Raw genomic sequence first — 25,247 nt, forward strand, 5'->3', positions numbered from 1 at the left:
TTCGATTAGTGTTCTGTTCGCGATCCTTCTTCGATCACGCCGCCTTCTTCGGCAGGTTCAACCGTCGATTCAAGCGCACCGTTAACGACACCCCCGACACCGTTTTCCATCGACAGGCCAAGCTCTTCGCCCAGCTTCTTGAGTGCGGGCATCTGCACCGCCATTCCCATGATCGAGTCCAGCGCCTGGTTGACGACCGGCTTGTCGCCGTTCGATGCGCCACCGCCATTCGTGCCACTGATTCCGCCAACCTGATGGATCTTGATCGAGTCGATCTTCTCAGCTGGTTTAACCATCTCCGCGATGATCGACGGCATGGTTTCGATCCGCGCCAGATCAACCTTCATGCGGATCTGATCCACTGACAGCACGTTATCTGCTTCGACGATCGCACGCTTACCTTCGGCTTCGGCCAGCATGTCGTTCTTCTTGGCCTCAGCCCGAATGTTCAGCGCGTCGGCTTCGGCCTGCGCCTCTTCACGGCGGGCTTCGGCGCGGTCAGCAGCGGCTTCTTTCTCAGCCTGCGCAGCCAGTCGGATTGCGGTCGCTTGACGCTCGGCCTCACGTGTGGCTTCGATCAGCGCGATCTGCTTGATACGCTCGGCCTCGGCAACCTTCTGTGCGGTCGCTACGGCTTCGGTCGCTTTGGTCGCCTCGGCACGGGCCAAATCAGCAGATGCACGCGCGCGGCTTTCCTCTTCGGATTTCTGCGCGATGATGATTTGACGCTCTTGCTCGGCGACTTCCAGTTCACGCTCTTTCGAGATCTCGGCTTCGCGGATTTTACGCTCACGCTCGATGTCTGCGGCGCGAATGGCTTCTTCACGGGCGATCCGTGCGCGTTCGGTTTCGCGTACCGAGTCTTCGGTCCGGGCTGCAACCTCGGCCTCTTGCGCCACGCGCAGAGTTTCGATCTGCTGCGTCTGCTCGATGCGCGCCTGCTCTTCGTCCTTTTCGATCAACAGCTTCTGACGCTGAGCTTCCATCGCTGCACGGCGCACTTCGACCTCGGCATCGGCATCAATCTGCGCACGCTCTTTCTTTGAGGTCGCAATGACCTCGGCCAGCTTGCGCATACCCACAGCGTTAAACGCGTTGTTTTCGTCCAGAGCCTCAAACGGCGTCTGGTCCAGCGCGGTCAGCGAAACGGATTCCAAGGACAATCCGTTTTTCAACAGATCCTCAGACACCGCATTCTGCACTTCTTGCACAAAGTCAGCGCGGTTTTCGTGCAGACCGTCCATCGTCATCTGGGCCGCAACAGCGCGCAGACCATCGATCAATTTGCCTTCGATCATTTCCCGCAGCTGTTCGACGTCGAACGTCCGATCGCCAAGGGTTTGCGCAGCACGAGCGATACCTTCTTCAGTCGCCATGACCGAGACGTAGAACTCGACGCCCACGTCGACACGCATCCGGTCTTTGGTGATCAGAGCGGCCTCGCCGCTGCGCTGAACCTCAAGGCGTAGGGTTTTCATGTTGACTGGGCTGACTTCGTGCAGCAACGGCACGACGATAACGCCACCATCCATGATGACTTTCTTACCACCAGCACCGGTTTTCACCAGGCTGATCTCTCGGGTCGCGCGGCGGTAAAGACGGCCAAGCACAAGGCCGATAAACAAAACTACTGCCAGAATGGTCACAACTGTGACGGCTAGGAATGTAAGTTCCATGCAAAATCCTCCGTGATGGGGTTAGAAATTTTTGGTTATTCAGACATGCCGACCAGAACGAACCGGTCGCGCCGTCGGTCGCGCAGCACCAGCACATCGGTGCCTTGCTTCAGCGCGTCTTTGTCCTGCAGCGGCTCAGCGCGCAGGTAGTGGGCGTTGCCAAAGCGGTCCATGACACGCACCTCAGCCGGGCGTCCGCGCGAAGCGGTGCCCTGGGTGATTACGCCCCGGCGGCGAGCAAGCATCCGTTCGGACATTGCCTCGGTCTCGGTTTTGGGCAGCAAGCGGGCAAAGACCCCGCCAAAGCCACGTGCAAACCAAAGGCCAAAGGCACCGGCAGGGATCGCGGCCATCCAGGCAGGCAGGTCGAAGCCAAGCAGATCGCGCAACGCCAACTGCAGGCCCATACCGGACAGGCCAAAACCCGCCAGCAGAACGACCAGCCAGATCATGAACGGCACTTTGCCGATCCCAAGCCAGGCCAAGGGTCCCGTAGGGGTCGCGCCAGGCGCGTCCGCTTCGACCTCGGCCAGCTCAAAGTCACCTAGGTCGACATCGGCATCGATATCCAGATCGAAATCACCAACATCGAGATCCGGGGCGTCAACAACGTCCAGATCAACCTCGCCCTCGCCCGCCATAAGGCTTCCACCCAGGACCAATGCGATCAGTTCCAGCACAAGCAGGCCGAACAGAAGCGCAAGCGCCAAAGTGAAGGGCGCAAATGCACCCTCGAGCAGAAAGTCGAACATCAGTTGTTTGCCCTCGTTATTGTATACTGTGGTATACATGATAGATGGGAACTCATTGTGAAAATTCAAGAGTTTGTGATTCTAATTTACAACTCTGGGGTATTGCATGCGATGAAGGCGACGCAATCCAAGGCTGCAACTCAGTCCGATTTTCCCGGCGACCCGTGCTAAAATGACGTCCAAACCAAAGCCGGGGTTTTGCTGGCCGGTAACATAATGTAGACGGGCGCGCAGACAGTTACGCGGAAACGGAACATGGCTCGAATTCTCATCACCTCAGCGATCCCTTACATCAACGGGATCAAGCACCTCGGTAACCTGATCGGCTCGCAATTGCCGGCTGATCTGTACGCACGCTACCTGCGTGGCCGGGGGAACGAGGTCATGTTCCTGTGCGCCACCGACGAACACGGCACACCTGCCGAGCTGGCCGCAGCGAAAGCAGGCAAGCCAGTGGCTGAATACTGCGCAGATATGTACGAGGTTCAGGCCGACATCGCCAAGCGGTTTGGTATGAGCTTTGATCATTTTGGCCGCTCGTCCAGCGAGCAGAACAAGACGCTGACCCAGCATTTTGCCGGGAAGCTGGACGATGCTGGGCTGATCCGCGAAGTCAGCGAAAAACAGGTCTATTCCAACGCCGATGGCCGCTTTCTTCCTGACCGCTATATCGAAGGCACCTGCCCCAATTGCGGTTATGAACGTGCGCGGGGCGACCAATGTGAAAACTGCACCAAACAGCTGGACCCGACCGATTTGATCGAGCCGCGCTCGGCCATATCCGGATCGACCGATCTGGAGGTGCGCGAGACCAAACACCTGTACCTGCGGCAATCGGAGATGAGGGAAGAGCTGCGGCGCTGGATTCAGTCTAAGATGAAACCGACCGCGCTCACAGTTGAAGGGGAAAAGGTCGAGCCAGAAGACCAGAACTACTGGCCGAATCTTACTACCTCTATTGCATTAAAATGGCTTAATGACGGAGACGGCCTTCAGGATCGCGGCATCACCCGCGATCTGGACTGGGGTGTGCCCGTCAAAAAAGGCGATCAGGACTGGCCCGGCATGGAGGGCAAGGTCTTCTACGTCTGGTTCGACGCGCCGATCGAATACATCGCCTGCGCCAAGGAATGGGCGGATGCCAACGGCAGGACCGAGGCCGATTGGGAACGCTGGTGGCGCACCGACAAAGGAGCGGATGATGTCCGTTATGTCCAGTTCATGGGCAAGGACAATGTGCCCTTCCACACCCTTTCCTTCCCGGCAACGATTTTGGGCACCAACACTTACAACGAAGAATCTGGGTCATCCGAACGTTGGAAGCTTGTCGACTACATCAAGTCGTTCAACTACCTGAACTACGATGGTGGTCAGTTCTCGACCAGCCAGGGCCGTGGTGTGTTCATGGATCAGGCGCTGGAAATCCTGCCAGCCGATTATTGGCGCTGGTGGTTACTGAGCCATGCGCCCGAAAGCAGCGATAGCGAGTTCACATGGGAGAATTTCCAGCAGTCGGTGAACAAGGACCTGGCGGATGTTCTGGGTAACTTTGTCAGCCGCATTACAAAGTTTTGCCGCTCTAAGTTTGGTGAGGCAGTTCCTGAAGGTGGCGCTTATGGCGACCGCGAACACGCGCTGATTGATGAGCTGACCAAACGAGTCCGCGCGTATGAAGCGCATATGGAGGCGATGGAGGTTCGCAAATCCGCGCAGGAATTGCGTGCGATCTGGGTTGCGGGCAACGAATACCTGCAGGCTGCCGCCCCGTGGTCGATCTTCAAGGAAGACCCTGAACAGGCCGCCGCTCAGGTGCGTCTGGGCCTGAACCTGATCCGCCTCTACGCCGTACTCAGCGCACCGTTCATCCCTGAAGCCTCGGCCAAGATGCTGAGCGCAATGAACACTTTGGACACCAGCTGGCCTGACGATGTTGCTGCCGCGCTGGACGCCCTGCCCGCCGGTCACGCGTTCACTGTGCCGGACGTTCTGTTCGCCAAGATCACGGACGAACAGCGCGAAGAGTGGCAATCCAGGTTCGCTGGACAGCGCGACTGATATTTTGGATCACAACACCATAGTTACGGAGGCCATTTGGCCTCCGTTTTCATTTGAAATGGGGCAAAAACCGGGTTTGGGCGCCAAAACTCCAAAGGATCTTGGCGTAAGTCCGCTTGAAACCGGAATAATTTCCGGGCGCTCCACCCGGCTGACGCATTCAAGAAGCTTGAGATAAAGTTCCAAAACGGCCATCCTGCCAAGAAATCAGCACGACTCGTCGAGGCAACAGAGCTGCCCCGGCGCAATATCCTTAGGTCTAATGAGGCGCCCGCCATGTCCCTTGCATTAAAGAATTCATTTTTTCGACACAGAGGTCCGGTCTTGGCCATCGCGGCACTGACCAGTTTGGGCGCCTCGTTCACGGCGCTGGCCCAGGATCAAAGCGACGCGCCGCCGCCGAAAGTGTCGATTGCAGCGGCCTATACCGAAGAAATTACCGATGAGGCCGTGTTCATCGGGCGCGCCGAGGCCATTAACAAGGTGGATATTGTCGCCCGCGTGAACGGCTTTCTTGAAACTCAGGATGTGGAAGACGGTGCGCTTATCAAAAAAGACGACCTGTTGTTTACCATCGAACCCGATCTGTATGAGGCGACCCTGGAGGCCCGGAAAGCCGATCTGGACCGGGCGGAGGCCAATCTGGAGCTTGCCAAGGTCGATCTGGCCCGAAAGGAAGAGCTGTACAAACGCGATGCCACCCCGGAGTCCGAGCGTGACATCGCCCGCGCCAATGAACTGGTCGCCGAGGCCGAGGTCAAGGCCGCTCACGCTGCCATCCAACAAGCCGAGTTGGACCTGAGTTACACCGAGATCCACGCGCCGTTTGACGGGCGGATTGGACGTGTGGAAACCAGCGTAGGCGACGTTGTAGGGCCGACAAACCCTCCGCTCGTCAACCTGGTAAGCGAAGCTCCGATTTATGTAAATTTCTCTTTAAACGAAAAACAATTTACCTCGGTCCTCGAACAGGTTGGAGAGAGCGCAGCTTCACTTGCTGAAAGCAACAAAAGCCCGAATGTACACCTGACCTTGCCCAACGGAACCAAGCTCGACGAAACAGGTGAGATTGTTTTTGTGGACAACCGCATCGACCCTCTGACGGGTGCGATCACCGTCCGCGCTGAGTTCCCTAACACCGATCGGTTTATCATCGACGGCCAATTCCTGAGTGTTCAAATCGAGGCATTGGAACCGACCCTTCAGGTGCTGGTCCCTCAGGCCGCATTGCAACGCGATCAGCGCGGTGAGTTCGTGCTGGTGGTGAATGACAAGCAGATGGTCGAACAGCGCTACATCACAACCGGCGACGTGGTTGGGACAGCGATTATTGTGACAGATGGTCTGCGCGAAGGTGAAAGCGTGATCGTTGAGGGCCTGCAGCGGGTTCGCCCGGGCGTCGCGGTGGATGCCGTCGTCGCCTCTGAACAGCCGGGAGAATAACGGATGTTCTCAGCCCTGTTCATTAGCCGGCCCAAGCTGGCCCTAGTTATTTCGCTGGTCCTAACGATCATGGGCGGCATCGGCTATTTGGTTCTGCCGGTCGCACAGTTCCCGGACATTACGCCACCTGTGGTCAGCGTGACGACCACCTATACCGGCGCCAACGCCGAAACCGTTGAAAACACCGTCGCCGCACCGATCGAGGCGCAGGTCAACGGTGTGGACGACATGATCTACATGACGTCGACCTCGGCAGATAACGGATCCTATTCGCTCAACGTCACATTCGAAGTGGGCACCGACCCGGACATCGCCTCAGTCAACGTGCAGAACCGCGTGGCTCAGGCCATGTCGTCCCTGCCTGCCGAAGTGACCTCATCTGGCGTGGTTACTCAAAAAGCATCCACCAACATGCTGTTGCTGGTGACGCTGACCTCGCCGAATGAGACTTATGACAGTGTCTTTCTGTCCAACTATGCTTCGATCAACCTGAAAGACGCGCTGGCGCGTGTTCAGGGTGTGGGTAAAGCCGACGTTCTAACCAATCTGGAATACGCCATGCGGATCTGGATGGACCCGGATCAGATGGCTGCTTTGTCCATCACACCCGGTGACGTGATCAATGCAATTCAGGAACAAAACGTCGAAGTTTCGGCCGGTTCCATCGGCGCTCCTCCGGTCCCGGAAGGGCAGACCTTTCAATACACGATCAAAACCAAGGGCCGCCTGACCTCGGCCGCAGAGTTCGGCGACATTGTCATCCGAACCGGGGATGCCGGTTCAATCGTACGGGTCAAGGACATCGCGCGGGTCGAGCTGGGTGCAGAATATTATGCGGCTTCGGGCTATTTCGACAGTGTCCCGGCCACGGTAATCGGCATTTATCAGGCCCCTGGCGCGAATGCGCTGGCCGTGTCGGACCGTGTCGAGGCCGAGCTTGAGCGATTGTCCCGAACCTTCCCGACGGATGTGGAATACGCCGTACCTTTCAACACCACAGACTTTGTCAAACAGTCGCTGAATGACGTGGTCTCGACCCTGATCCTGACCTTCATCCTTGTGATCTCGGTGGTGTTTGTCTTCCTTGGAAGCTGGCGCGCGACGATCATTCCGGCGGTTGCGATCCCCGTGTCGTTGATCGGGACATTCGCGTTCTTGCTGCTTTTCGGTATGTCGCTGAACACGATCTCTTTGTTCGCGCTGGTGCTGGCCATCGGGATCGTTGTGGATGACGCGATCGTTGTGGTCGAAAACGTCGAACGGATCATCGCCGACGAAGGGCTTCCACCGGCTGAGGCAACGCGCAAGGCGATGGGGCAGATCACCGGTCCGGTTATTGCAACCACGTTGGTTCTGTTGGCGGTGTTCGTACCAGTCACCTTTATGCCCGGCATCTCGGGACGGCTTTATTCGCAGTTTGCTGTGACAATCTCGACCGCTGTGGTGATCTCGTCAATCAACGCGTTGACACTGTCTCCTGCGTTGTGCGGTCTGGTGTTGAAGGCACGGTCCGGCCCGCCAAAAGGGTTGTTGGCGGTGTTCGAAAACTTCATCGGTAGCGTTCGCAGTGGCTATGTCGCCATCGTACGCAAATTGCTGATCCTGCCGATCATCGGTCTGGGCATCATCGTAGCGCTGGCCATGGGCACAGGCACGATCATGTCCAACACTTCGAGTGGTTTCCTTCCGCTGGAAGACAACGGATATCTGTTCGTGGATGTGCAACTGCCAGACGCCGCAACGTTGGAACGGACCGAAACGGTCACTGCACGTGTCGACGCACAGATCCAACAGATCCCCGGCGTCGCAAGCACAGTTCTGATCAACGGCTTCTCGATCCTGAACGGCACAACGACAAACGGCGCCGCGATCTTTGTGAACCTCGACAACTGGGATGAACGGAAAGAGGATGACCTGAGCGCTGACGCGATCCTGCAGAAAGTACTGGCGATAGCCTATGGTGAATCCGCTGCATCGATCATCGCGTTCAACCCACCACCCATTCAAGGCTTGGGCAACTCGGCTGGCGTCGAGATGGAGGTGCAGCAGACCGGAGGCGGTACGCCTCAGGATCTGGCCTCGGCCGTTGGGTCGTTCGTCTATTCAGCCAACCAAAGACCGGAAATCGGTCAGGCCTACACCACATTCCGGGCCAACGTTCCTCAGTTGTTCGTGGATCTGGACCGCGAAAAGGCCAAGACGCTACAAGTGTCCGTGGCCGAGGTGTTCCAGACGATGCAGGCGCAGTTGGGGTCATACTATGTGAACGACTTCAACCTGTTCGGGCGTGTGTATCGCGTGATGATCCAGGCCGACGGTTCATATCGTGATAATGTCGACGATATCGCGAACCTGTATGTGCGATCGACCAAGGGTGAGATGGTGCCGTTGGGTACGCTCATCGATGTCGAAAACGTACTGGGTCCGGTCTTGCTGAAACGTCACAACCTGTTCCGTTCGGCGACCGTAACGGCGGTTCCGGCCCCTGGGTTATCCACCGGTGACGCGATCAATGTCATGACCGAGGAATCCACGACTGCCCTGCCCCCGGGCTATGCCTTTGAATGGACCGGTACTGCACAACAGCAATTGGCGACCGGTGGTCTGGTGGTCGTCATCCTCGGGCTGGCGATCCTGTTCGGCTACCTCTTCCTGGTGGGGCAATACGAGAGTTGGACCTTGCCCGTGTCGATCCTGCTATCGGTGATCGTCGCCTTGTTCGGGGCGGTGGCGGCCGTGGCCATCGTGGGCAGCGACATCAACCTCTATACGCAGATCGGGATGATCATGCTTGTGGGGCTGGCCTCGAAGAACGGCATTCTGATCGTTGAATTCGCGATGGAACAACGCGCCAAGGGGTTGTCGGTCAAAGACGCCGCAGCCGAGGCCGCTTATCAGCGTTTCCGTGCGGTAATGATGACAGCCCTGTCCTTCCTGTTGGGTGTTGTGCCGCTTCTGGCGGCCAGCGGCGCGGGTGCCGCCAGTCAGAAGGCCATCGGTGTCGCCGTGTTCGGCGGGATGCTGGCAGCCACTTTGGTCGGCGTGATCCTAGTGCCGGTCCTATACGCCTTGCTGCAAGGGATGCGGGAATGGATCAAGGGAACCAAGGATGATCCGGGCCCATCAGAAGAGGCCGCGTGATCCAAAACAAAAGCCCCGCCAAACTGGCGGGGCTTTTACTTTTTTGGTCAGGCGTTCACTACGACGGGTTCGGTTTTGCGATCCATCCAGCCTTGAATGCCGGCGATCTGCTCGGCACTTAACCGCAGGCCCATCTTGTTTCGGCGCCAAACAACATCTTCGGCCGTGCGCGCATATTCTTTGTCCATCAGCCACGCCAATTCCCGTGCGGTTAGCGTCGCGCCGAAGTCCTCGCCCAGATCCGATGCGGACTTGGCATCGCCCAAAATTGTCTTGGCCTCAGTGCCATAGGCGCGAACCAGACGTTGCGCCCAGACACGATCCAGAAACGGGTAGTCGGCCGACAGTGCCTCGACCAAATCCGGTACGCCACCAACTGGAAAATCGCCGCCCGGAAGCGAAACGCCTGCAGTCCAGGGGCCGGGAAGATCAGGGAAATGCTCGGACACTTTGTCCAGCGCGCTTTCGGCAAGACGCCGATAGGTGGTGATCTTGCCGCCAAAGACATTCAGCACTGGCGCCCCACCGTGCGCGTCAACTTTTAGTGTATAATCCCGCGTTGCCGCGGTGGCGCTGCTGGCCCCGTCGTCATACAGCGGACGCACACCGGAATACGTCCACACGATGTCATCGCGCGTAACCGGTTTTTGGAAATACTTCGAGGCAAACGCGCACAGATAGTCCTGCTCTGTCTCCGTGCAGGTCGGGGGCTCTGCTGGGTCTGGGTGATCCTGATCCGTTGTGCCGATTAGCGTAAAATCGCGCTCATACGGAATGGAGAAAATGATGCGCCCGTCTTCACCTTGGAAAAAATAGCATTTGTCGTGATCATAAAGCTTAGGCGTCACGATATGGCTGCCGCGCACCAATCGCACACCTTCACGAGAGTTGATGTGGATCTTGGTCTGGATGATGTCCCCAACCCAAGGTCCACCTGCGTTGATTAGCATTTTGGCCTGCACCGTCTGCGTGTCGCCGCTCTGCATATCGCGGATGGTAATTTCCCACAGATCATCGACGCGTTTGGCCGCCAGAACTTTGGTCCGCACCAGAATATTCGCGCCACGTGCCTCGGCATCGCGGGCATTCAGCACAACCAGCCGTGAATCCTCAATCCAACAATCGGAATACTCGTAGGCTGTGTGAAACTTGTCCTGCAGCGGCCTGCCTTCCGGCGCGCTTTGCAAATCCAGTGAGCTTGTCCCCGGCAGGATTTTGCGCCCCCCAAGATGGTCATACATAAACAAGCCCAGACGGATCAGCCACGCCGGGCGCCGGCCCTTCATCCAAGGCATTACTGTGCTGAGAAGTCGCGAGGTCGGCGTTTCAGAATCGAACCGCATATCCTTGTGATACGGCAACACGAACCGCATCGGCCAGCTGATATGCGGCATTGCCCGCAGCAGGGTTTCACGCTCGATCAACGCCTCGCGCACCAGACGGAATTCAAAGTACTCCAGATACCGCAGGCCGCCATGAAACAGCTTGGTCGAGGCCGAAGACGTCGCCGAGGCAAGGTCGTTCATCTCGGCCAATGTCACGGACAATCCGCGCCCGGCCGCATCGCGCGCTATTCCGCACCCGTTAATCCCACCACCAATGATGAAAAGGTCCGTGACCTTGTCCGTGTGCCGTTCCATGTCCGGATGATTCTCTTTGTTTGAAAAACCGGGCTCATTAACCCGATGAACGCGCGTTTCGTCAACGTTTCCTTTCGTTTATTTTCGTTTTATCACTACAAATCGAAGTGTTTCAAAAGTGTGGTCAATCAGATCTCTTGGAAACCCTTCGAAATTAGAACAAAAACGAACACACACCGTTTCGGAGCCGACCATGTCCCTTTCCTTTCGTCAGTCAGACATTCTGAACATCGCCAGACAGGATGGCCGTGTGATGGTGGATGACCTGGCCGCTCAGTTCGGGGTCACGGTTCAGACCATTCGCCGCGACCTGTCTGAGCTGGCGGATCTGGGGAAGCTGGACCGGGTTCATGGCGGGGCCGTCATTCGCTCAGGCGTTTCCAATATTGGCTATGAGGATCGCCGGGCCCTGAACGATGAGGCCAAGGCGCACATTGCTTCGGCTTGTGCCCAAGACATTCCGGACGGCGCGTCGGTTTTCATGAATATCGGGACCTCGACCGAGGCGGTTGCGCGCCAATTGGTGAACCACAAGAACCTGATGGTCGTCACAAACAACATGAATGTCGCCAATATTCTGGCCGAGAACGCCGATTGCGAAATCGTCGTTGCAGGCGGTGTCCTGCGCAGATCAGATGGCGGGTTGGTGGGTAATCTCACTGTCTCGACCATCCGGCACTTCAAATTCGACTATGCGGTCATCGGCTGCTCGGCACTTGATGCCGATGGCGACCTACTGGATTTCGATTTTCAAGAGGTCCAGGTCAGCCAGACGATCCTTGCCCAAACACGGCGCACATTTCTTGTGGCCGATCATTCAAAGTTTCAGCGTGCAGCCCCCGCGCGTATCACCTCATTGGCTGAGATCGACACGTTCTACACCGACCGGCCTCTGACGGACCGCCTAAGCAAGAGGTGTCAGGCGTGGAAGACCGACCTTCGCATGTGCCAATAGCCCCCTAAGTAGTTCTCCTAAAAGGTGAACTGGGTAAGAGTTTTCTTGCCAGACCTCCCAGCGCCTGACAGTATCGCGGTATTGCGGTCGTTGCACGGAAGGGGAGAACCGGGCCATGATAGCGCTTTTATTTGCGTTACTTACAGCCACTATGGGGCTGAATTATTTTCGACAAACAACGGCAGCCAATACGTTGTTTTTCTTCACGCTGGCGTTGAGTGTGTACTGGCTCAAATTCCACGCCACCAGCCAACTGACCATCCAGTTGTAGGGGGCGATGATGACACCAGAACTGTCCCGAACCCTGAACGCCATAGGCATGCTGGCGGTCAGTCTAGTGCTGCTTATGGCCTTTATTTACCAACTGACGCTTTATGAACTGCCCTGCCCGCTTTGCCTGCTGCAGCGCGTTGGCTTTGTCGCCGTGGGCGTTGGGCTGGGGTTGAACCTGTTATACGGCGCGCGGCCGCAGCACTATGCGTTGATGTTAATCGCAGCGCTTTATGGCGGCAGCGTATCGGTGCGCCAGATCCTTCTGCATATCGTTCCCGGCACGGGTCATTACGGCTCGCCCGTGTTGGGGCTGCACTACTACACGTGGGCGGCCATTTGCTTTTTCCTGATCCTGTTGGGTACCGCAGTTATGCTTCTGTTTGATCGCCAATACGCTGACGACACTTCGGATCAGCCGCGGTTTGGTGGAAGCACACTGGCCAAAACAGCCTTTTTTGTCATGCTTGGTTTGGCTGTTCTGAACGCCGGCTCGACACTGCTTGAATGTGGTCCTGGCATTTGCGCTGACCCGCCAACCAGCTACAAAGTGATTGACGAACTGGGCACCAACAACTGAGGATGGGAAAACCTTCCCGAACGGAGGCACGAAGATGGGGCTACTTGGGCAGCCGCTTGGCTACTATGACTACCTGACATTTGTTGCGTTGATCTTGCTGCTGGCCGCCGTCATGGCGCTGTTTCTATTCGTGATGGGATTGCCCGGCCGCATCGCAATTAAACGCAACCACCCTCATGCCGAGGCGATAAAGATCATGGGATGGATGGGGTTTCTCGCCATCGTACCCTGGGTCCATGCCTTCATCTGGGCGTTCCACGATGGAACGGTGGTCGATATCCGCCGTATGCCCGATGATGAGCGTGAGGCGGTTCGCAAAGAAATCAAGCGCTTGGGTGGTGAGTTGACGGAAGAATACCGTGACCCGCTGGATCCGGAAGAGACGCAAAAGAGCTAAGGCCAAAGGAAACTACAAAATATGTTTGTCGCCCTCGGCATTACGCTTTTCTACATCATTTTCGTCTGGCTTATTTTCTTCAAGTTCCAGTGGCTGAAGTTCAACATCATGTGGGGCATCGTATCCTTCTGGGTCGGTGCGCACCTGCTGTTGATCTTCCTTGTCGCCCTTCGGTTCTTTCAGCCGTTCTCTATCGACAGCCACGTGGTCCGCTCGACCATCCAGATCGTCCCACGGCTGACCGAACCGACGATATTGACTGAGGTACTGGTCGAGCCAAATACCGAAGTCACAAAGGGCGATCCCCTGTATCGGTTCGACGACACTGTGTTCGCGCTTGAGGTTGAGGAAGCCACAGCGCAACTGGTCGCGGCCGAGCAGAACGCCAAGATCCTTGAACAGGACGTCATTGCCGCCGGGGAAGCCATTGAGCGTGCCAACGCTCAACTTGCCTACGCACAGACGCAGCAGGCCCGATACGAAAATCTTGTACCCGCAGGTGGTGCGCGGCAGGACGAGCTAGATCGCTGGAACGAACAAGTGACTGAGGATCAGGCTCAGGTCAAAGAGGCCACGGCAAATCTGGAAAAGGCTCAGCTTGCGCTAGATTCCCAGATTGACGGCGTGAACACCGGCATCCTTCAGGCACAGGCGCAATTAGACAAGGCCCAGTATTTTCTAGACAATACAACAATCTACGCCCCCGAAGACGGCATGATCGTGTCCCAACAGGCCCGTCCGGGTCTGGTCGTCGGCGATATCCGCCTGGGCGCCATTGCCAGTTTTGTCACCAAGGACAACCCTTATATTCTTGCAACCTACCGACAGCAGAACCTGAAATTTGTCGAGGTTGGCCAACCCGTTGAAGTTGCTCTTGATCTGTATCCGGGTGAAATCCTGACCGGCAAGGTCGAGGCAATCTGGTGGGCAACCCGACAAGGTCAGTACTTGCCGTCTGGCCGCTTGCCCGGGTTTGAGCTGCCAAAACTGCCCGGACGCATTGCCGTGCAAATCTCGGTCGATATCCCGGACGGGCACACCTTCCCTGCCGGTGGTCACGCGGCTGTGGCGATTTATACCGGTCAGGGCAAAAGCTTTGAGTTCCTGCGGCGGATCAACATTCGTCTCTATTCCTTCGCCAACTTCATTCGACCACTGGATATCTAAGGACGCATATGATGACCCGGGCCAGATTATACCGCCGACTGAAGGGTACAGCCCTATGCGCCGCGCTGCTGGTCGGCTGCGCACCAGTTGGCCCGGATTTCGTGCGCCCAAGCTCTCCGGTCGTGAAGCAATGGATCGAGGTCAACAGCCCAAGCACTGGTCAAAGCGGTCTGACCTCGCGCAGCGCTCCGGTGGTGAAATGGTGGCAGACCTTCAATGACCCCACCCTCAATAAACTGATCGCCGAGGCCTACGCCCAGAACCTTGACCTGCAGGTCGCCGGTGCTCGCGTTCTGCAGGCACGCGCGCAGTTGGGCATTGCGTTTGGCGAGCTGTATCCGCAATCGCAGGCCATCGGAGCATCGATTGAACGCCGCCAAGTCAGCGACAACCTCGGACCGATTTCAGATATCCGCCGGATCATACCTCTCGACACCGAGTTTTCGACCTCACAAGTCGGGTTTGATGCCCAATGGGAACTAGACGTCTGGGGCCAGCAACGTCGCGGCGTTCAGGCCGCGCGATCCAATCTGGCGCTGCAAGTGGCCAATTATGACGACGCGCTTGTCACCCTGACCGGCGATGTTGCGGCGCTATATGTCAACATCCGTGCCTTGCAGGAGTCGCTGGCCGTGGCGCGCGACAACATCCAGTTGCAACAGGAATCCGCAGATCTGACCCAATTGCGGTTTGACAATGGCGTGACAACCGAGCTGGACGTGCAGGAATCCACGGCCCTGTTGAACAATACCAAGGCCTTGGTGCCAGAGATTGAAAGTGATCTTCAACAGGCCAAAAATGCTTTGGCCGTGCTGTTGGGAACCACGCCGTCCCGCATGACCAGCCTACTTGGCAATTCTGGACGGATTCCCTCTGCACGTACAAATGTGTCCGTCGGTGTCCCGGCCGAATTGCTGCGCCGCCGCCCAGACGTTCGCGCAGCCGAGCTGGCAGCGGCCACGCAATCAGCGCAGGTCGGGATCGCTTTGGCCGACCTTTATCCGCAATTTATCCTGTCTGGTGCAATTGGCCTGCAGGCCTCGGGCGGGCAGGATTTGTTTTCAGCAGGCAGCAACACCGGGCTCGCGAATGCCGGAGTAGTCTGGAACGTGCTCAACTATGGCCGGATCAAAAACAACGTCCGCGCGCAGGATGCGGCCTATCAGGCGTTGATCGCCAATTACCAGAACACTGTCCTGACCGCCTATTCCGAGGTTGAAAGCGCCATGGTGGCCTATGCCCAATCTCGCAAGCAAGTTGGCTTCTATGAAAAAAGCGTCGCGGCTTCGCGCAAAGCGGCTGATATCGCCATCGACCAGTATCGGGACGGTATCGCCAGCTATTCGCGTATCCTGAACACCCAAACAGCGCTGTTGCGATCACAAGCCAATCTGATTCAGGCCCGCCAGCAGGTGTCCAGCAATCTGGTTGCGGTTTACAAGGGATTGGGTGGCGGCTGGCAGATCCGGCAGAACCAGGAATTCCTACCAGAAACCGTTCTGGCCGAAATGGCATATCGCACAGATTGGGGCGATCTTCTGGAGAAAACCCCAACCCGCGCCAGTCTGAACTGAGTGTTACTTCGTCAGCCCGCGCAAACCGCCTGAAATCAGGATGTTCACCTCGTACAGAATACGTGGTGCTGCCAGACCACCGGGGCTGGCGAGGTAATTCGGGCTCCACTCCGGATCGAACTTCTGCTTGAAAGATCGCAGCCCTTCGAAGTGATAGAACTGCTCGCCGTGCTCATATACGAACCCTCCGACGCGGTTCCAGAAAGACGCCAGTTGCCGGTTCTCGATTCCCGAAAACGGTGCCGCCCCCAGCGAGAACCAATGGAACCCCTGCTCTGCCCCCCAGGTCATCATCTCGGCAAACAAGGCATCCATGATAAAGTTCGACCCGTCCGGCTCATACCGCATCAGGTCCAACGACAATTCGGACTTGTTCCCGCCTTGGAAGAGGTTGGCGAAGGCGACGATCTTTCCCGTATCTGCCTTCTTCAGCACCGCGAAATCGAAATAGGACAGGTATTCATCGTCAAACCCGCCCAAGGCAAAGCCCTTTTCCTCACCAGCCTTATGCTCCAGCCAGTCGTCTGAAATTTTGCGCAGTTCGGGCAATACAGGGCCCACTTTGTCCTTCGGTATGATCTCGAATACGTACCCTTCGCGTTCGGCCCGGTTCTTGGCCTGACGGAACCGCTTGCGAGACTTGCCGTCCAGCGAGAAATCTTTCAACGGCACGCGCGCGACCTCTCCGATCTTCAGAATAGACAGGCCCAGATCCAGAAACGTCGGCAGGTACTTAGTTGATACGCTGTAGAAGGCGCACAACTTGCCCTCACGGTCCGCCATTTCGCGCAATTGCCAGATCAGTTGCTTTCCGGCGGTTTCGTCCCCGACCGGTTCCCCCTTGGTGATCAGCGCATTGCCTGTGTCGGCATAGGCCAGAAATGCGTCATCGTCCGGTGAAATCAGGAATTGCTTGTCGCCGGTCAGTGAAATCTGCGACTCGGTGTCTTCGCTTTCCATGACCAGACGTTCAACAACCTCGGGGATCTCCGTCCGGACCGGTTCCGGAACTTCGCGCCCGAACAAAGAATTCACCGCCACCACGCCAAGAATAACCGCCACCACAAGACTGGATCGCAAAAAGCGTGAGGCGTCACCGTTCCACGCGAACTCCCACCACAAAGCGTTCTGATATTCGACATGCGAATAGGAAAACAGCCCGACCCAAAAGACAACCAAAAGCAAGGCAACCACGCTGACCAGCCACGGGATGTTCAGGCGGAATATCGAGGCCCCGCTGACCCGGTAAAACGCCCCGCGAAACGTGGCCAGCAAGGCGATTGTGCCCAACATGCTGATCGCTTCGTGCGTATCGAGACCCTTGGTCAGCGATGCGACGAACCCGGCAACCATCAGCAGCATGGCCACTATCCATGCGCGGTACAGCTTGCGGAACAGGCCGCGTGAAACAAGGATCAGTAGAACTCCGACAGCGCTGCCGGCAAGATGCGAGGCTTCGACGAAGGACAAAGGCAGGAAGTCTCGCAGTGCACTAAGGTTCTCGCTGCCTGCAGGCAACGCCCCGGACACCAGCAGAATGACACCCGCCACAGCTGCGACACCGGCCGCGACCATAGGCACAATCGGACGGATCACGCGGTAAACCCACGTGGCGGCTCCGCTGATGTGATGTCGGTGCGTCAGGGCCGAGGCCACTGCGATGGATAACGTTGCGATTGCAAATGGCAGGAAGGTATAGATCAACCGGTAAAGCAACAGGGCCGCGATTACGTCAGACCGACCCGAGGCCCCTAGCCCGGCGATCAAAGTCGCCTCAAATGCGCCAATCCCGCCCGGAGCGTGGCTGAGAATTCCGACTGCAATGGCGCCAATGTAGATTGTGAAGAAGAACGGAAACCCGACCCCCAGGTCATCCGGCATCAACACGTACAGTGTCATTGACGCCCCAAACAGGTCGCCCACAGCCGCCAGCGTCAGCAATCCCGGCAACTTGCCGCCCGGTAAATTGAAGCCCAAACCGCCGGTGGCCAGCCTGCGTCCGCCCTTGGAGAGCCAAATGAACAGCGTTGCGAAACCCACAAGCAGGCACAGTCCCATCACGGTTTCGACGGTGTCACTTATGGGCAGAACTTTGGACACTCCATCCGGATGAAAGGTTAGCAAGCCACCCAGAAGCAGAATGAAACCTGACCAGAATGCTATCCAGGATGTGGCAATCACCCCCGCAACCCGACCTAGATCAAGACCCAGAGACGCATAGATCCGATACCGGATCGCCGTGCCGGTGATGTAGGAAAACCCAAGGCAATTCGAGACGGCATAGCCACAGGCCCCAGCCATGCCTGCGACAGGCAATGGGACCTCGCCATCTGCCACGCTTTGCACGGCAAACACATCGTAAAGTGACAGTGACAAAAAGCTGACTGCCGTCCAGCACAGGGCGAAAAACATCAGTTTCCACGATGTGTTCGCGACGTCCGTTTTTACATCAGCCCATTTGACGTGCGAAGACAGTTCATGAAGGACAGTCAGGGCAATAAGGGTAACCAGAATCGGTATCGCGATTCGGACTACGGGCTTTTCTAGAAATCCCGATACCCGCTCGGCCAGGCGCACAGCCCAGAGTTCTTCGGCATTTTCATGAGTTGCCATGCTTTGTCCCTGCTCTCAGGCGCGATCACACTCTGAACAATCGAAACGCGCAGGCCGACTTTCGCACAATTTCGTTCTAGCTCAAAGCGCTACGGGCGTCAGACCCGACCTTTGCGCGTGGACAGCAACAGGTTAGTCTCGGACTTGGTTATCCCTTCCATGCGCCGGATCTGGAACAAAACCTCGTCCAGTTCGGCCAGGGTTTCGGTCCAGATTTCGGCGATCAGATCCCAGCTGCCGTTCGTGGAGTGAACCGCGCGCACCTGCCGCATAGCAGCAATACGAGCCATCGTACGTTCAGTCCCACGGCCTTCGATTTCCAACATCATCAGCCCGCGCACCGGGCTTTGCGCAACGTCCTGTCGGGTGAGGACGGTGAACCCAACTATCTCACCTGACTGTTTGAGCCGTTGCAGGCGACTGCGGACAGTGGTGCGTGTTACCCCCAGCGTTTCGGCGAGTTCGGATAGCGATGCTCGTGCGTCGCGGTGCAATGCACTCAGCAGCCTACTATCCAAATCGTCCATAACTACTTCCCATTTCGCTTATCCGAATGTCATTTTGAACATTTTGCTGCCTTTTCGCAAGCCATCATGAGGGTCTAGATAGTCATATGGATACGCAAAATGTAATATTGGTTGGCGCACCGATGGACGCAGGAAAGCGTCGTCAGGGCTGCCGCATGGGCCCGGACGCCTATCGGGTGGCAGGTCTGGAACAAGCTCTAACTGACCTCGGACACCAAGTGACGGATGTCGGCAATGTCGGTGCCGATCCGTCAGATGTACCGGAGCATCCACACCTTGTGGCCCTGCCCGAGTGCGTCGGTTGGACCAGCGCTCTGAGCCGCGCCGCACAGGAAACCGCGCCGAACGGACTGCCGATTTTTATGGGCGGCGATCACGCCTTGTCCATGGGCACAGTTGCCGGGATGGCAGCACATGCCGACGGGATCGGGCGACCTCTGTTCGTACTTTGGCTGGACGCTCATAGCGATTTTCATACACCCGACAGCACGGGCAGTGGCAACCTGCACGGCACACCGGTTGCTTATTTCACGGGGCAACCCGGATTTGACGCCTTCCCTACGCTGGCTGCCCCGGTCCCAACGGATCGAGTAGGCATGATCGGCCTGCGATCCGTGGACCCGGCTGAACGTGCACGACTGGAACAGGATCAGGCCATGCTGGCAGACATGCGCAGCATTGACGAGCACGGCATCAAAGCGCCGCTGATCGCGTTCCTCGACCGTGTCCGCGCGGCAAATGGCATTCTTCACGTATCTCTGGATGTTGATTTCCTCGACCCCTCGATCGCCCCCGCTGTCGGTACAACCGTTCCCGGTGGCGCAACCGAACGCGAAGCTCATCTGGCGATGGAGCTGCTGCATGAAAGCGGGCTCGTCTGTTCGCTGGATCTGGTCGAGTTGAACCCATTCCTTGATGAGCGTGGGCGTACCGCAAAGCTGATGGTCGACTTGGCCGCATCCCTGCTTGGCCGTCGCATCTTCGACCGCCCGACCCGGAGTTTCTGATGAATTCCCTGCAATCTCCTTCCGCTGTCGTCATGGTTCGACCGCACGAGTTTGTGTCGAACCCAGAGACTCGCCATGACAATGCGTTTCAGACACTGGCACACCGATCCGCCGAAGCGACTTCAGCAGCCGCGCGCGATGAACATGATCGCGCAGTCGAGCAACTGCGCGATGCAGGCGTCACAGTTCATGTATTTGATGATCACGGTCAACAGAACACGCCGGACAGTGTCTTTCCCAACAACTGGTTCTCGACACATCCCGGCGGGTACGTTGCGATCTATCCGATGTTTGTTCCGTCGCGTCGACGCGAACGCCGCACAGATGTTATCGAGTTGCTGAAACAGGAATACCGCGTTCAGGACGTGATCGATTATTCGGGGCTGGAACAGGACGATCTCGCACTGGAAGGTACCGGAGCAATGGTTCTCGATCACGTCGGCCGCATCGCTTACACGGTCAAGTCAAACCGCGCTGATCCCGTTTTGTTGGAGCGGTTCTGTACCAACTTCAATTACGAACCCATCGCGTTCGAAGCTAGGGACGACGCAGGCCGAGACGTTTATCACACCAATGTCCTGATGGGGATCGGCACACATTATGCACTGATCTGCCTCGACATGATCATCGATGCCGAACGTCGCGCGACCGTACAGGCGCGATTGGAAGAATCCGGTCGCACCGTAATCGATCTGTCCCATGACCAGATCGCAGATTTTGCCGGAAACACCATCGAGCTTAGTGGTCGTGATGGGCTCGTGCTGGCTCTTTCCAGTCGCGCCAAAGATGCGCTGACACCCCAACAGACCGACATTATCGAAGACAGCGCCACTCTGCTGCCATTGTCAGTTCCAACCATAGAAACAGCCGGAGGATCAGTACGCTGCATGATCGCCGGCATCCACCTTGCCCGCCGATAGGAGACCATGATGCAACCTTCTGACAAGGCGCTTGTGCCCTTTGTATCCGTCGACAACATGATGCGGCTGGTGCACCACATCGGGCTTGAAAAGATGATCACTCAGATCGCAGCTCAGATTGAATCCGACTTCAAACGCTGGGAGAGCTTTGACAAAACCCCCCGCATCCCGGCCCACTCACCCCATGGCGTGATTGAGCTGATGCCGACCTCGGATGGCGAGGCCTACGGGTTCAAGTACGTCAACGGCCACCCAAAGAACACGTCCGAGGGGCTACAGACCGTCACCGCCTTCGGCCTTCTGGCTGACGTTTACACCGGCTACCCGACCCTGTTGACCGAGATGACGATGCTGACCGCGCTACGCACCGCCGCGACGTCAGCATTGGTGGGCAGTTACCTGGCCCCGAAAAACTCGCGCGTCATGGCGATGATCGGCAACGGCGCGCAGTCTGAATTCCAATGTTTGGCGTTCAAGGCCATGTGTGGAATTGACACCGTACGTCTGTATGACACCGATCACGCAGCGACCGAGAAATGTGCAGCGAACCTCAAGAACACCGGACTGACAGTTGTGTTATGCAAAACACCTGAAGATGCCATCGAGGGCGCGCAGATCATCACCACCTGCACAGCGGATAAGAAATATGCCACTATCCTGACCGACAACATGGTTGGACCGGGCGTGCATATCAACGCCATTGGCGGAGACTGTCCCGGCAAGACCGAGTTGCACCGAGACATCCTTCTGCGGTCTGAGATCTTTGTCGAATACCCCGAGCAAACTCGTATCGAAGGCGAGATTCAGGCGTTGGATGACGATCATCCGGTGACCGAGATGTGGCAGGTGATGACAGGTCAGGCCAAGGGGCGCCAAGATGACCACCAGATCACGCTGTTTGACAGCGTCGGCTTCGCGATCGAGGATTTCTCTGCGCTGCGCTACATCCAGTCCGCCATCGAAGGCACTGATTTCTTTGAACCTTTGGACATGCTGGCCGATCCGGATGATCCACGGGATCTGTATGGGATGCTGATGCGGGCGAGCTGAAGAACCCGCACTTCGCATCAACTAACCCCTGGTTCACCACCGGGGGTTTTTTCTATCCGGCGAGTGACGGCAGGTAGAGTACGATACCGGGAAACGCCACGAGCAGCGCGATCGTCACACCATCGGCGATGAAGAACGGGGTTACGCCTTTGAACACGTCCTGAACGCTCAGATCCGGACGCACGCCTGCAACCACGAAACAATTAAGGCCAATGGGCGGCGTGATCAGGCAAAACTCGGCCATTTTCACCACCAGAATACCAAACCAGATCGCACACATCGGACCAGACATGCCAAAGGCGCTTTCTGCGGCGCTTACCGTCTCGCCCCCGTTCAGGGCCATGACCGCCGGATAGACGACCGGTAATGTCAGCAACAACATCCCAATGGCATCCATGAACATGCCCAAGACGGCGTAGGCCAGCAGGATACAGATCAGGATCAGCATCGGTGACATTTCCAACGAGGTTATCCAGTCCGAAAACGCACCCGGAAGATCGGCAAACCCCAGAAACCGCACGTAAATCAATACGCCCCAAATGATGGTAAAGATCATTGCGGTCAACTTGGCAGTTTCCAGCAGCGCCGACTTCAACTCGGGCCACCGCATCCCGTGGAACAGGGCAAAACAGAAGACGATGAAAGCACCGATTGCCCCGCCTTCGGTCGGTGTGCCCCAGGCTTTTTCTCCAAACGGGTTATAGACAAAGCAGATGATGATCAGGATCACCGCGACAATCGGAAACGCGCCCGGCAGAGACGCAAAACGCTGCTTCCAGGTGAATCCCGTGACCGGCGGACCAACGGATTTAAAAACAACCGCGATACCGACAATCAACAGGCCGTAAACAACAGCCGAGAACGCACCAGGGATAAAGCCGGCGAGCAGCAATTTCCCCACATCCTGTTCCACGATGATTGCATATATCACAAGGATTGCGGATGGCGGGATCAATGACGCTAAGGTACCGCCTGCCGCGACCACTCCGGCCGCAAATTGTTTGTTGTAACCGACCTTAAGCATCTCGGGGATTGCGATCCGGGCAAACACAGCCGAAGTCGCGACCGAAGCACCGGAAACGGCAGCAAAACCGGCTGTAGCGAACACAGTCGAAACCGCGAGCCCCCCTGGTACCCATGCCACCCAACGCTTTGCAGCCTCGAACAACGCGCGCGTCAGGCCTGCGTAATAGGCCAGATAGCCAATCAGAATGAAGGTGGGGATCAGGCTGAGCGTATGGGCGGCAACCTTGGAATGAGGCACCTGCCCGGCAGTCTTAACGGCAACCGTCACTGCCTTGCCAAAGCGGTCCGGGTCGTAGCCGAATTTGGCCCAGAAAATCCAAACCAGCCCAACAAGACCCGCGAGCCCCGCCGCGAACGCCACGCGCATTCCGGTCACAACCAGAACCAGCAGGCCACCCGTGACCCACAGGCCAATCTCTATCGAGTCCATGCGCTAGTCCTGCCCTTCGAATTGTTCGGCTTCGGCAGCGGCCTGAGCAGCCGCATCCTGTATCAGTGGAACGGCTACGGGGCTTTCGGTCCCTACGATCAGCGCGCGACCATATCCCCAAACCTGAAGTAGCAGCCGTAGGCAAAGCACCGAGAACGCCACAGGTGCCAGCAGTTTAGCCGGCCAAAGCGGGATACCGATGTCGATTGAACTGTCCCGGCTCCACATCGGCGCGCCAAAGTCGAACGAGCGGTCAAAATGGGACCAACTGCCCCAGACCAAGGCCAGCATCAGCACCAGGATCAGAAGAACCGAAATAAGCTCGAACAGCCACAGCGCCCGGCCGTGCAGGCGTGAGATGACAATGTCCATCCGTATATGACCGCCATCGCGCTGAACATATGAAATGCCCAGAAAAGCAATCAGCGGCATCGCCTGTTCGATCCAGTCGACATATCCCGGCAAAGGTGCGTTAATCGCATTGCGTCCGCTGACCGAGACAACCGCCAGAACCATAAGACTGAACACGGCAAGGCCGCTGATCAGAGCCAGAAACCGCTCTAACCTCAACAACTTACGGTCCAAAGAACTCAGGAGGCTGTTGTCTTCAAGCACCGTGGCCTGTCCTGCCATTGCGGTGTTCCCCTGTATTTTTTATTGGTGTCCGGATGCCCCGATGGGCATCCGGATTTTGCGTCTAGTTACCGCTGCGTTGTTGTTCCAGCGTGGACTGGACCAGATCATACAGGTCCTGCGCAGGGATACCCTGAGCGGACATATCCTCAATCCACTGTGCCCGGATGGGATCGGCAGCTTTGGTGCGGAACTCTGCGATTACCGCATCATCGATCTGTACTTTTGCGACGCCCTTTTCATCCAGAACGCTGTCCCACTGTTCCAGCAGCGACCCATAATTGGCCAGATAGTGATCAATCGCTTCGTCGATCGAGCTGTCCAACGCTTCGCGATGCTCAGCCGGCAGTGCCTCATAGGCATCGATGTTGACCACGACCGGACAGTTCACGGTGCCCGGGTTCAGGTTGGCCGTCCACCAATCCGCTTCGTTGATGGTGCCAAAGGACAGGTGCGCGTGCTGAGCAAAGGCAACCGTGTCAACGACTCCAGATTCCATTGCGTTGAAAGCCTCAGTCGCAGGAACCGAGGTCGGAACACCGCCGACCGCTTCGAATGCCTTGCCCAGACCACCTGTGGCGCGGACACGCATGCCTTCGAACTCGGCAAGTTCGTCACGCGGGTCGCCGGTTCCAACAATGTTGTACTGCGGCATGGGTGAGGTCATGATGATACGCGCGTTCCACTGCGCCATCTCATCCTTGACGGCTGGGTGATCGTAAACCGCGTGGCTGACGGCAACTTCCTCGTCCAAGTTGTCAACGCCCAGGAACGGCAGCTCCAGAACGGTGATCGCGCGGTTTTTGTCACGATGATACCCGGCACAGAACTGCGCCATCTCAAATGCGCCGATTTCGATTCCATCCAAATTCTCGCGCGGTTTGGACAGGCCGCCATAGCTGACATTGATTGTGAAATCGCCATTGGTCTTTTCGCTGACCAACTCAGACAGTTTCTCAACATGCTCGGTGAACGCACGACGTTTGCCCCAGACCGAAGCATTCCATTCAGTTGCGGCTGCCTCGGACACGAACGCAACACACAAGGCGGCCACAGCAGAGCCGCTCAAAATCTTTTTCATACTGATTTCTCCCTTTGCTGCACCCCCTTACCGAGGCGCTTGCGATCAAAGCTAGCGCCAACATCGGAATGTGCCAACCCCCGGTCAGCATTCATGGCCAGTAAGGAATGGCACCGTTGAGCGCTAACAACCGAAAGGTGAGTCTCAGATGCAATTTAGTTGTAATCGGGTGGCTTATTTCCCCACAAATTTTCATTACAGCCAAAGCTATGTAAAAAAACCACTATTTCCAAAGATGACCTCTTTCTTTACAAATTCCCTCCAGGTTAAAAAAATAATTTACAAACTAATCGTGAGAAATCGGTAATTT

General features: G+C 57.0%; 20 protein-coding genes. 12 read left to right on the forward strand and 8 right to left on the reverse strand.

Translation table 11 applies throughout. The annotated features are described in order from the left end of the window. Positions 1-5: 5 nt before the first annotated feature. Together AC2FJC_RS05170 and AC2FJC_RS05175 are read right to left on the reverse strand one after the other, a co-directional pair. Complete coding sequence (locus AC2FJC_RS05170) at positions 6-1,676, reverse strand: flotillin family protein (protein ID WP_496738675.1); 1,671 nt, start codon at positions 1,674-1,676, stop codon at positions 6-8. A gap of 35 nt (positions 1,677-1,711) precedes the next feature. Then, positions 1,712-2,467, reverse strand: coding sequence for an OB-fold-containig protein (locus tag AC2FJC_RS05175; RefSeq protein WP_496738676.1), 756 nt, complete (start codon positions 2,465-2,467; stop codon positions 1,712-1,714). A 216-nt stretch (positions 2,468-2,683) separates the two neighbouring features. On the opposite strand from AC2FJC_RS05175, the gene metG reads away from it, so the two are divergent. The 3 genes from metG to AC2FJC_RS05190 all read left to right on the forward strand — a co-directional run bounded on the left by metG (position 2,684) and on the right by AC2FJC_RS05190 (position 9,067). After that, the gene (gene metG, locus AC2FJC_RS05180; protein ID WP_496738677.1) at positions 2,684-4,483 is read left to right on the forward strand and encodes a methionine--tRNA ligase; all 1,800 of its coding nucleotides are present in this window, start codon (positions 2,684-2,686) and stop codon (positions 4,481-4,483) included. A 276-nt stretch (positions 4,484-4,759) separates the two neighbouring features. Beyond that, positions 4,760-5,926, forward strand: coding sequence for an efflux RND transporter periplasmic adaptor subunit (locus AC2FJC_RS05185; RefSeq protein ID WP_496695182.1), 1,167 nt, complete (start codon positions 4,760-4,762; stop codon positions 5,924-5,926). A gap of 3 nt (positions 5,927-5,929) precedes the next feature. Then, positions 5,930-9,067 (forward strand): efflux RND transporter permease subunit, encoded by a 3,138-nt coding sequence (locus tag AC2FJC_RS05190; RefSeq protein ID WP_496738678.1) that lies wholly within the window; start codon positions 5,930-5,932, stop codon positions 9,065-9,067. Positions 9,068-9,114: 47 nt separating this feature from the next. Here AC2FJC_RS05190 and glpD read toward each other — a convergent pair whose 3' ends face one another. After that, positions 9,115-10,707 (reverse strand): glycerol-3-phosphate dehydrogenase, encoded by a 1,593-nt coding sequence (gene glpD, locus AC2FJC_RS05195; protein ID WP_496738679.1) that lies wholly within the window; start codon positions 10,705-10,707, stop codon positions 9,115-9,117. A 193-nt stretch (positions 10,708-10,900) separates the two neighbouring features. Between glpD and AC2FJC_RS05200 the strand changes: the two genes are divergently transcribed. The 6 genes from AC2FJC_RS05200 (at position 10,901) to AC2FJC_RS05225 (ending at position 15,650) form a co-directional block, all read left to right on the forward strand. Continuing rightward, positions 10,901-11,662 (forward strand): DeoR/GlpR family DNA-binding transcription regulator, encoded by a 762-nt coding sequence (locus AC2FJC_RS05200; protein ID WP_496738680.1) that lies wholly within the window; start codon positions 10,901-10,903, stop codon positions 11,660-11,662. A gap of 115 nt (positions 11,663-11,777) precedes the next feature. Beyond that, the gene (locus AC2FJC_RS05205; RefSeq protein ID WP_496738681.1) at positions 11,778-11,933 is read left to right on the forward strand and encodes a DUF5993 family protein; all 156 of its coding nucleotides are present in this window, start codon (positions 11,778-11,780) and stop codon (positions 11,931-11,933) included. Positions 11,934-11,942: 9 nt separating this feature from the next. Then, positions 11,943-12,512, forward strand: a complete 570-nt coding sequence (locus AC2FJC_RS05210) for a disulfide bond formation protein B (RefSeq protein ID WP_496738682.1) — start codon at positions 11,943-11,945, stop codon at positions 12,510-12,512. 34 nt (positions 12,513-12,546) lie between these two features. Continuing rightward, positions 12,547-12,909 carry a DUF3302 domain-containing protein gene (locus tag AC2FJC_RS05215; RefSeq protein ID WP_113788976.1) on the forward strand — a complete coding sequence of 121 codons (363 nt, stop codon included), beginning with the start codon at positions 12,547-12,549 and terminating at the stop codon, positions 12,907-12,909. Positions 12,910-12,930: 21 nt separating this feature from the next. Continuing rightward, entirely contained in the window at positions 12,931-14,076 is a 1,146-nt protein-coding gene (locus tag AC2FJC_RS05220; RefSeq protein WP_058273814.1) for an HlyD family secretion protein, read from the forward strand. A gap of 11 nt (positions 14,077-14,087) precedes the next feature. After that, complete coding sequence (locus tag AC2FJC_RS05225) at positions 14,088-15,650, forward strand: efflux transporter outer membrane subunit (RefSeq protein ID WP_496738683.1); 1,563 nt, start codon at positions 14,088-14,090, stop codon at positions 15,648-15,650. Between the two features lie 3 nt (positions 15,651-15,653). On the opposite strand, the gene mprF is transcribed toward AC2FJC_RS05225, so the two are convergent. After that, a complete protein-coding gene (gene mprF, locus AC2FJC_RS05230) occupies positions 15,654-18,263 on the reverse strand; it encodes a bifunctional lysylphosphatidylglycerol flippase/synthetase MprF (protein ID WP_496738684.1) in 2,610 nt (869 codons plus the stop codon). A gap of 98 nt (positions 18,264-18,361) precedes the next feature. Then, on the reverse strand, positions 18,362-18,790 hold the full coding sequence (locus AC2FJC_RS05235; protein ID WP_496722388.1) for an Lrp/AsnC family transcriptional regulator: 429 nt from the start codon (positions 18,788-18,790) through the stop codon (positions 18,362-18,364). Positions 18,791-18,876: 86 nt separating this feature from the next. On the opposite strand from AC2FJC_RS05235, the gene rocF reads away from it, so the two are divergent. The 3 genes from rocF to ocd are packed head-to-tail and all read left to right on the forward strand — an operon-like array spanning position 18,877 to position 21,767. Then, the gene (gene rocF, locus AC2FJC_RS05240) at positions 18,877-19,797 is read left to right on the forward strand and encodes an arginase (RefSeq protein WP_496738685.1); all 921 of its coding nucleotides are present in this window, start codon (positions 18,877-18,879) and stop codon (positions 19,795-19,797) included. After that, positions 19,797-20,717 (forward strand): citrulline utilization hydrolase CtlX, encoded by a 921-nt coding sequence (ctlX, locus tag AC2FJC_RS05245; protein WP_496738686.1) that lies wholly within the window; start codon positions 19,797-19,799, stop codon positions 20,715-20,717. The genes rocF and ctlX overlap by 1 nt, the downstream gene beginning before the upstream one ends. Positions 20,718-20,723: 6 nt before the next feature. Continuing rightward, positions 20,724-21,767: an ornithine cyclodeaminase gene (gene ocd, locus AC2FJC_RS05250; RefSeq protein ID WP_496738687.1), complete on the forward strand. Its 1,044-nt coding sequence runs from the start codon at positions 20,724-20,726 to the stop codon at positions 21,765-21,767. A gap of 52 nt (positions 21,768-21,819) precedes the next feature. On the opposite strand, the gene AC2FJC_RS05255 is transcribed toward ocd, so the two are convergent. From AC2FJC_RS05255 to dctP, 3 genes are all read right to left on the reverse strand, one after another. Continuing rightward, entirely contained in the window at positions 21,820-23,223 is a 1,404-nt protein-coding gene (locus AC2FJC_RS05255) for a TRAP transporter large permease (protein WP_496738688.1), read from the reverse strand. A gap of 3 nt (positions 23,224-23,226) precedes the next feature. After that, positions 23,227-23,856, reverse strand: coding sequence for a TRAP transporter small permease (locus tag AC2FJC_RS05260; protein ID WP_496738689.1), 630 nt, complete (start codon positions 23,854-23,856; stop codon positions 23,227-23,229). 64 nt (positions 23,857-23,920) lie between these two features. Then, on the reverse strand, positions 23,921-24,937 hold the full coding sequence (dctP, locus tag AC2FJC_RS05265; protein ID WP_282168483.1) for a TRAP transporter substrate-binding protein DctP: 1,017 nt from the start codon (positions 24,935-24,937) through the stop codon (positions 23,921-23,923). Between the last annotated feature and the right edge of the window lie 310 nt (positions 24,938-25,247).

The organism is Ruegeria sp. CDSB117, assembly GCF_059611005.1.

What these genes read in the sequence shown, in the direction of transcription:
- AC2FJC_RS05170 (WP_496738675.1), bottom strand. Translation starts at nt 1,676, where the DNA reads ATGGAACTTACATTCCTAGCCGTCACAGTTGTGACCATTCTGGCAGTA.
- AC2FJC_RS05175 (WP_496738676.1), bottom strand. Translation starts at nt 2,467, where the DNA reads ATGTATACCACAGTATACAATAACGAGGGCAAACAACTGATGTTCGAC.
- metG (WP_496738677.1), top strand. Translation starts at nt 2,684, where the DNA reads ATGGCTCGAATTCTCATCACCTCAGCGATCCCTTACATCAACGGGATC.
- AC2FJC_RS05185 (WP_496695182.1), top strand. Translation starts at nt 4,760, where the DNA reads ATGTCCCTTGCATTAAAGAATTCATTTTTTCGACACAGAGGTCCGGTC.
- AC2FJC_RS05190 (WP_496738678.1), top strand. Translation starts at nt 5,930, where the DNA reads ATGTTCTCAGCCCTGTTCATTAGCCGGCCCAAGCTGGCCCTAGTTATT.
- glpD (WP_496738679.1), bottom strand. Translation starts at nt 10,707, where the DNA reads ATGGAACGGCACACGGACAAGGTCACGGACCTTTTCATCATTGGTGGT.
- AC2FJC_RS05200 (WP_496738680.1), top strand. Translation starts at nt 10,901, where the DNA reads ATGTCCCTTTCCTTTCGTCAGTCAGACATTCTGAACATCGCCAGACAG.
- AC2FJC_RS05205 (WP_496738681.1), top strand. Translation starts at nt 11,778, where the DNA reads ATGATAGCGCTTTTATTTGCGTTACTTACAGCCACTATGGGGCTGAAT.
- AC2FJC_RS05210 (WP_496738682.1), top strand. Translation starts at nt 11,943, where the DNA reads ATGACACCAGAACTGTCCCGAACCCTGAACGCCATAGGCATGCTGGCG.
- AC2FJC_RS05215 (WP_113788976.1), top strand. Translation starts at nt 12,547, where the DNA reads ATGGGGCTACTTGGGCAGCCGCTTGGCTACTATGACTACCTGACATTT.
- AC2FJC_RS05220 (WP_058273814.1), top strand. Translation starts at nt 12,931, where the DNA reads ATGTTTGTCGCCCTCGGCATTACGCTTTTCTACATCATTTTCGTCTGG.
- AC2FJC_RS05225 (WP_496738683.1), top strand. Translation starts at nt 14,088, where the DNA reads ATGACCCGGGCCAGATTATACCGCCGACTGAAGGGTACAGCCCTATGC.
- mprF (WP_496738684.1), bottom strand. Translation starts at nt 18,263, where the DNA reads ATGGCAACTCATGAAAATGCCGAAGAACTCTGGGCTGTGCGCCTGGCC.
- AC2FJC_RS05235 (WP_496722388.1), bottom strand. Translation starts at nt 18,790, where the DNA reads ATGGACGATTTGGATAGTAGGCTGCTGAGTGCATTGCACCGCGACGCA.
- rocF (WP_496738685.1), top strand. Translation starts at nt 18,877, where the DNA reads ATGGATACGCAAAATGTAATATTGGTTGGCGCACCGATGGACGCAGGA.
- ctlX (WP_496738686.1), top strand. Translation starts at nt 19,797, where the DNA reads ATGAATTCCCTGCAATCTCCTTCCGCTGTCGTCATGGTTCGACCGCAC.
- ocd (WP_496738687.1), top strand. Translation starts at nt 20,724, where the DNA reads ATGATGCAACCTTCTGACAAGGCGCTTGTGCCCTTTGTATCCGTCGAC.
- AC2FJC_RS05255 (WP_496738688.1), bottom strand. Translation starts at nt 23,223, where the DNA reads ATGGACTCGATAGAGATTGGCCTGTGGGTCACGGGTGGCCTGCTGGTT.
- AC2FJC_RS05260 (WP_496738689.1), bottom strand. Translation starts at nt 23,856, where the DNA reads ATGGCAGGACAGGCCACGGTGCTTGAAGACAACAGCCTCCTGAGTTCT.
- dctP (WP_282168483.1), bottom strand. Translation starts at nt 24,937, where the DNA reads ATGAAAAAGATTTTGAGCGGCTCTGCTGTGGCCGCCTTGTGTGTTGCG.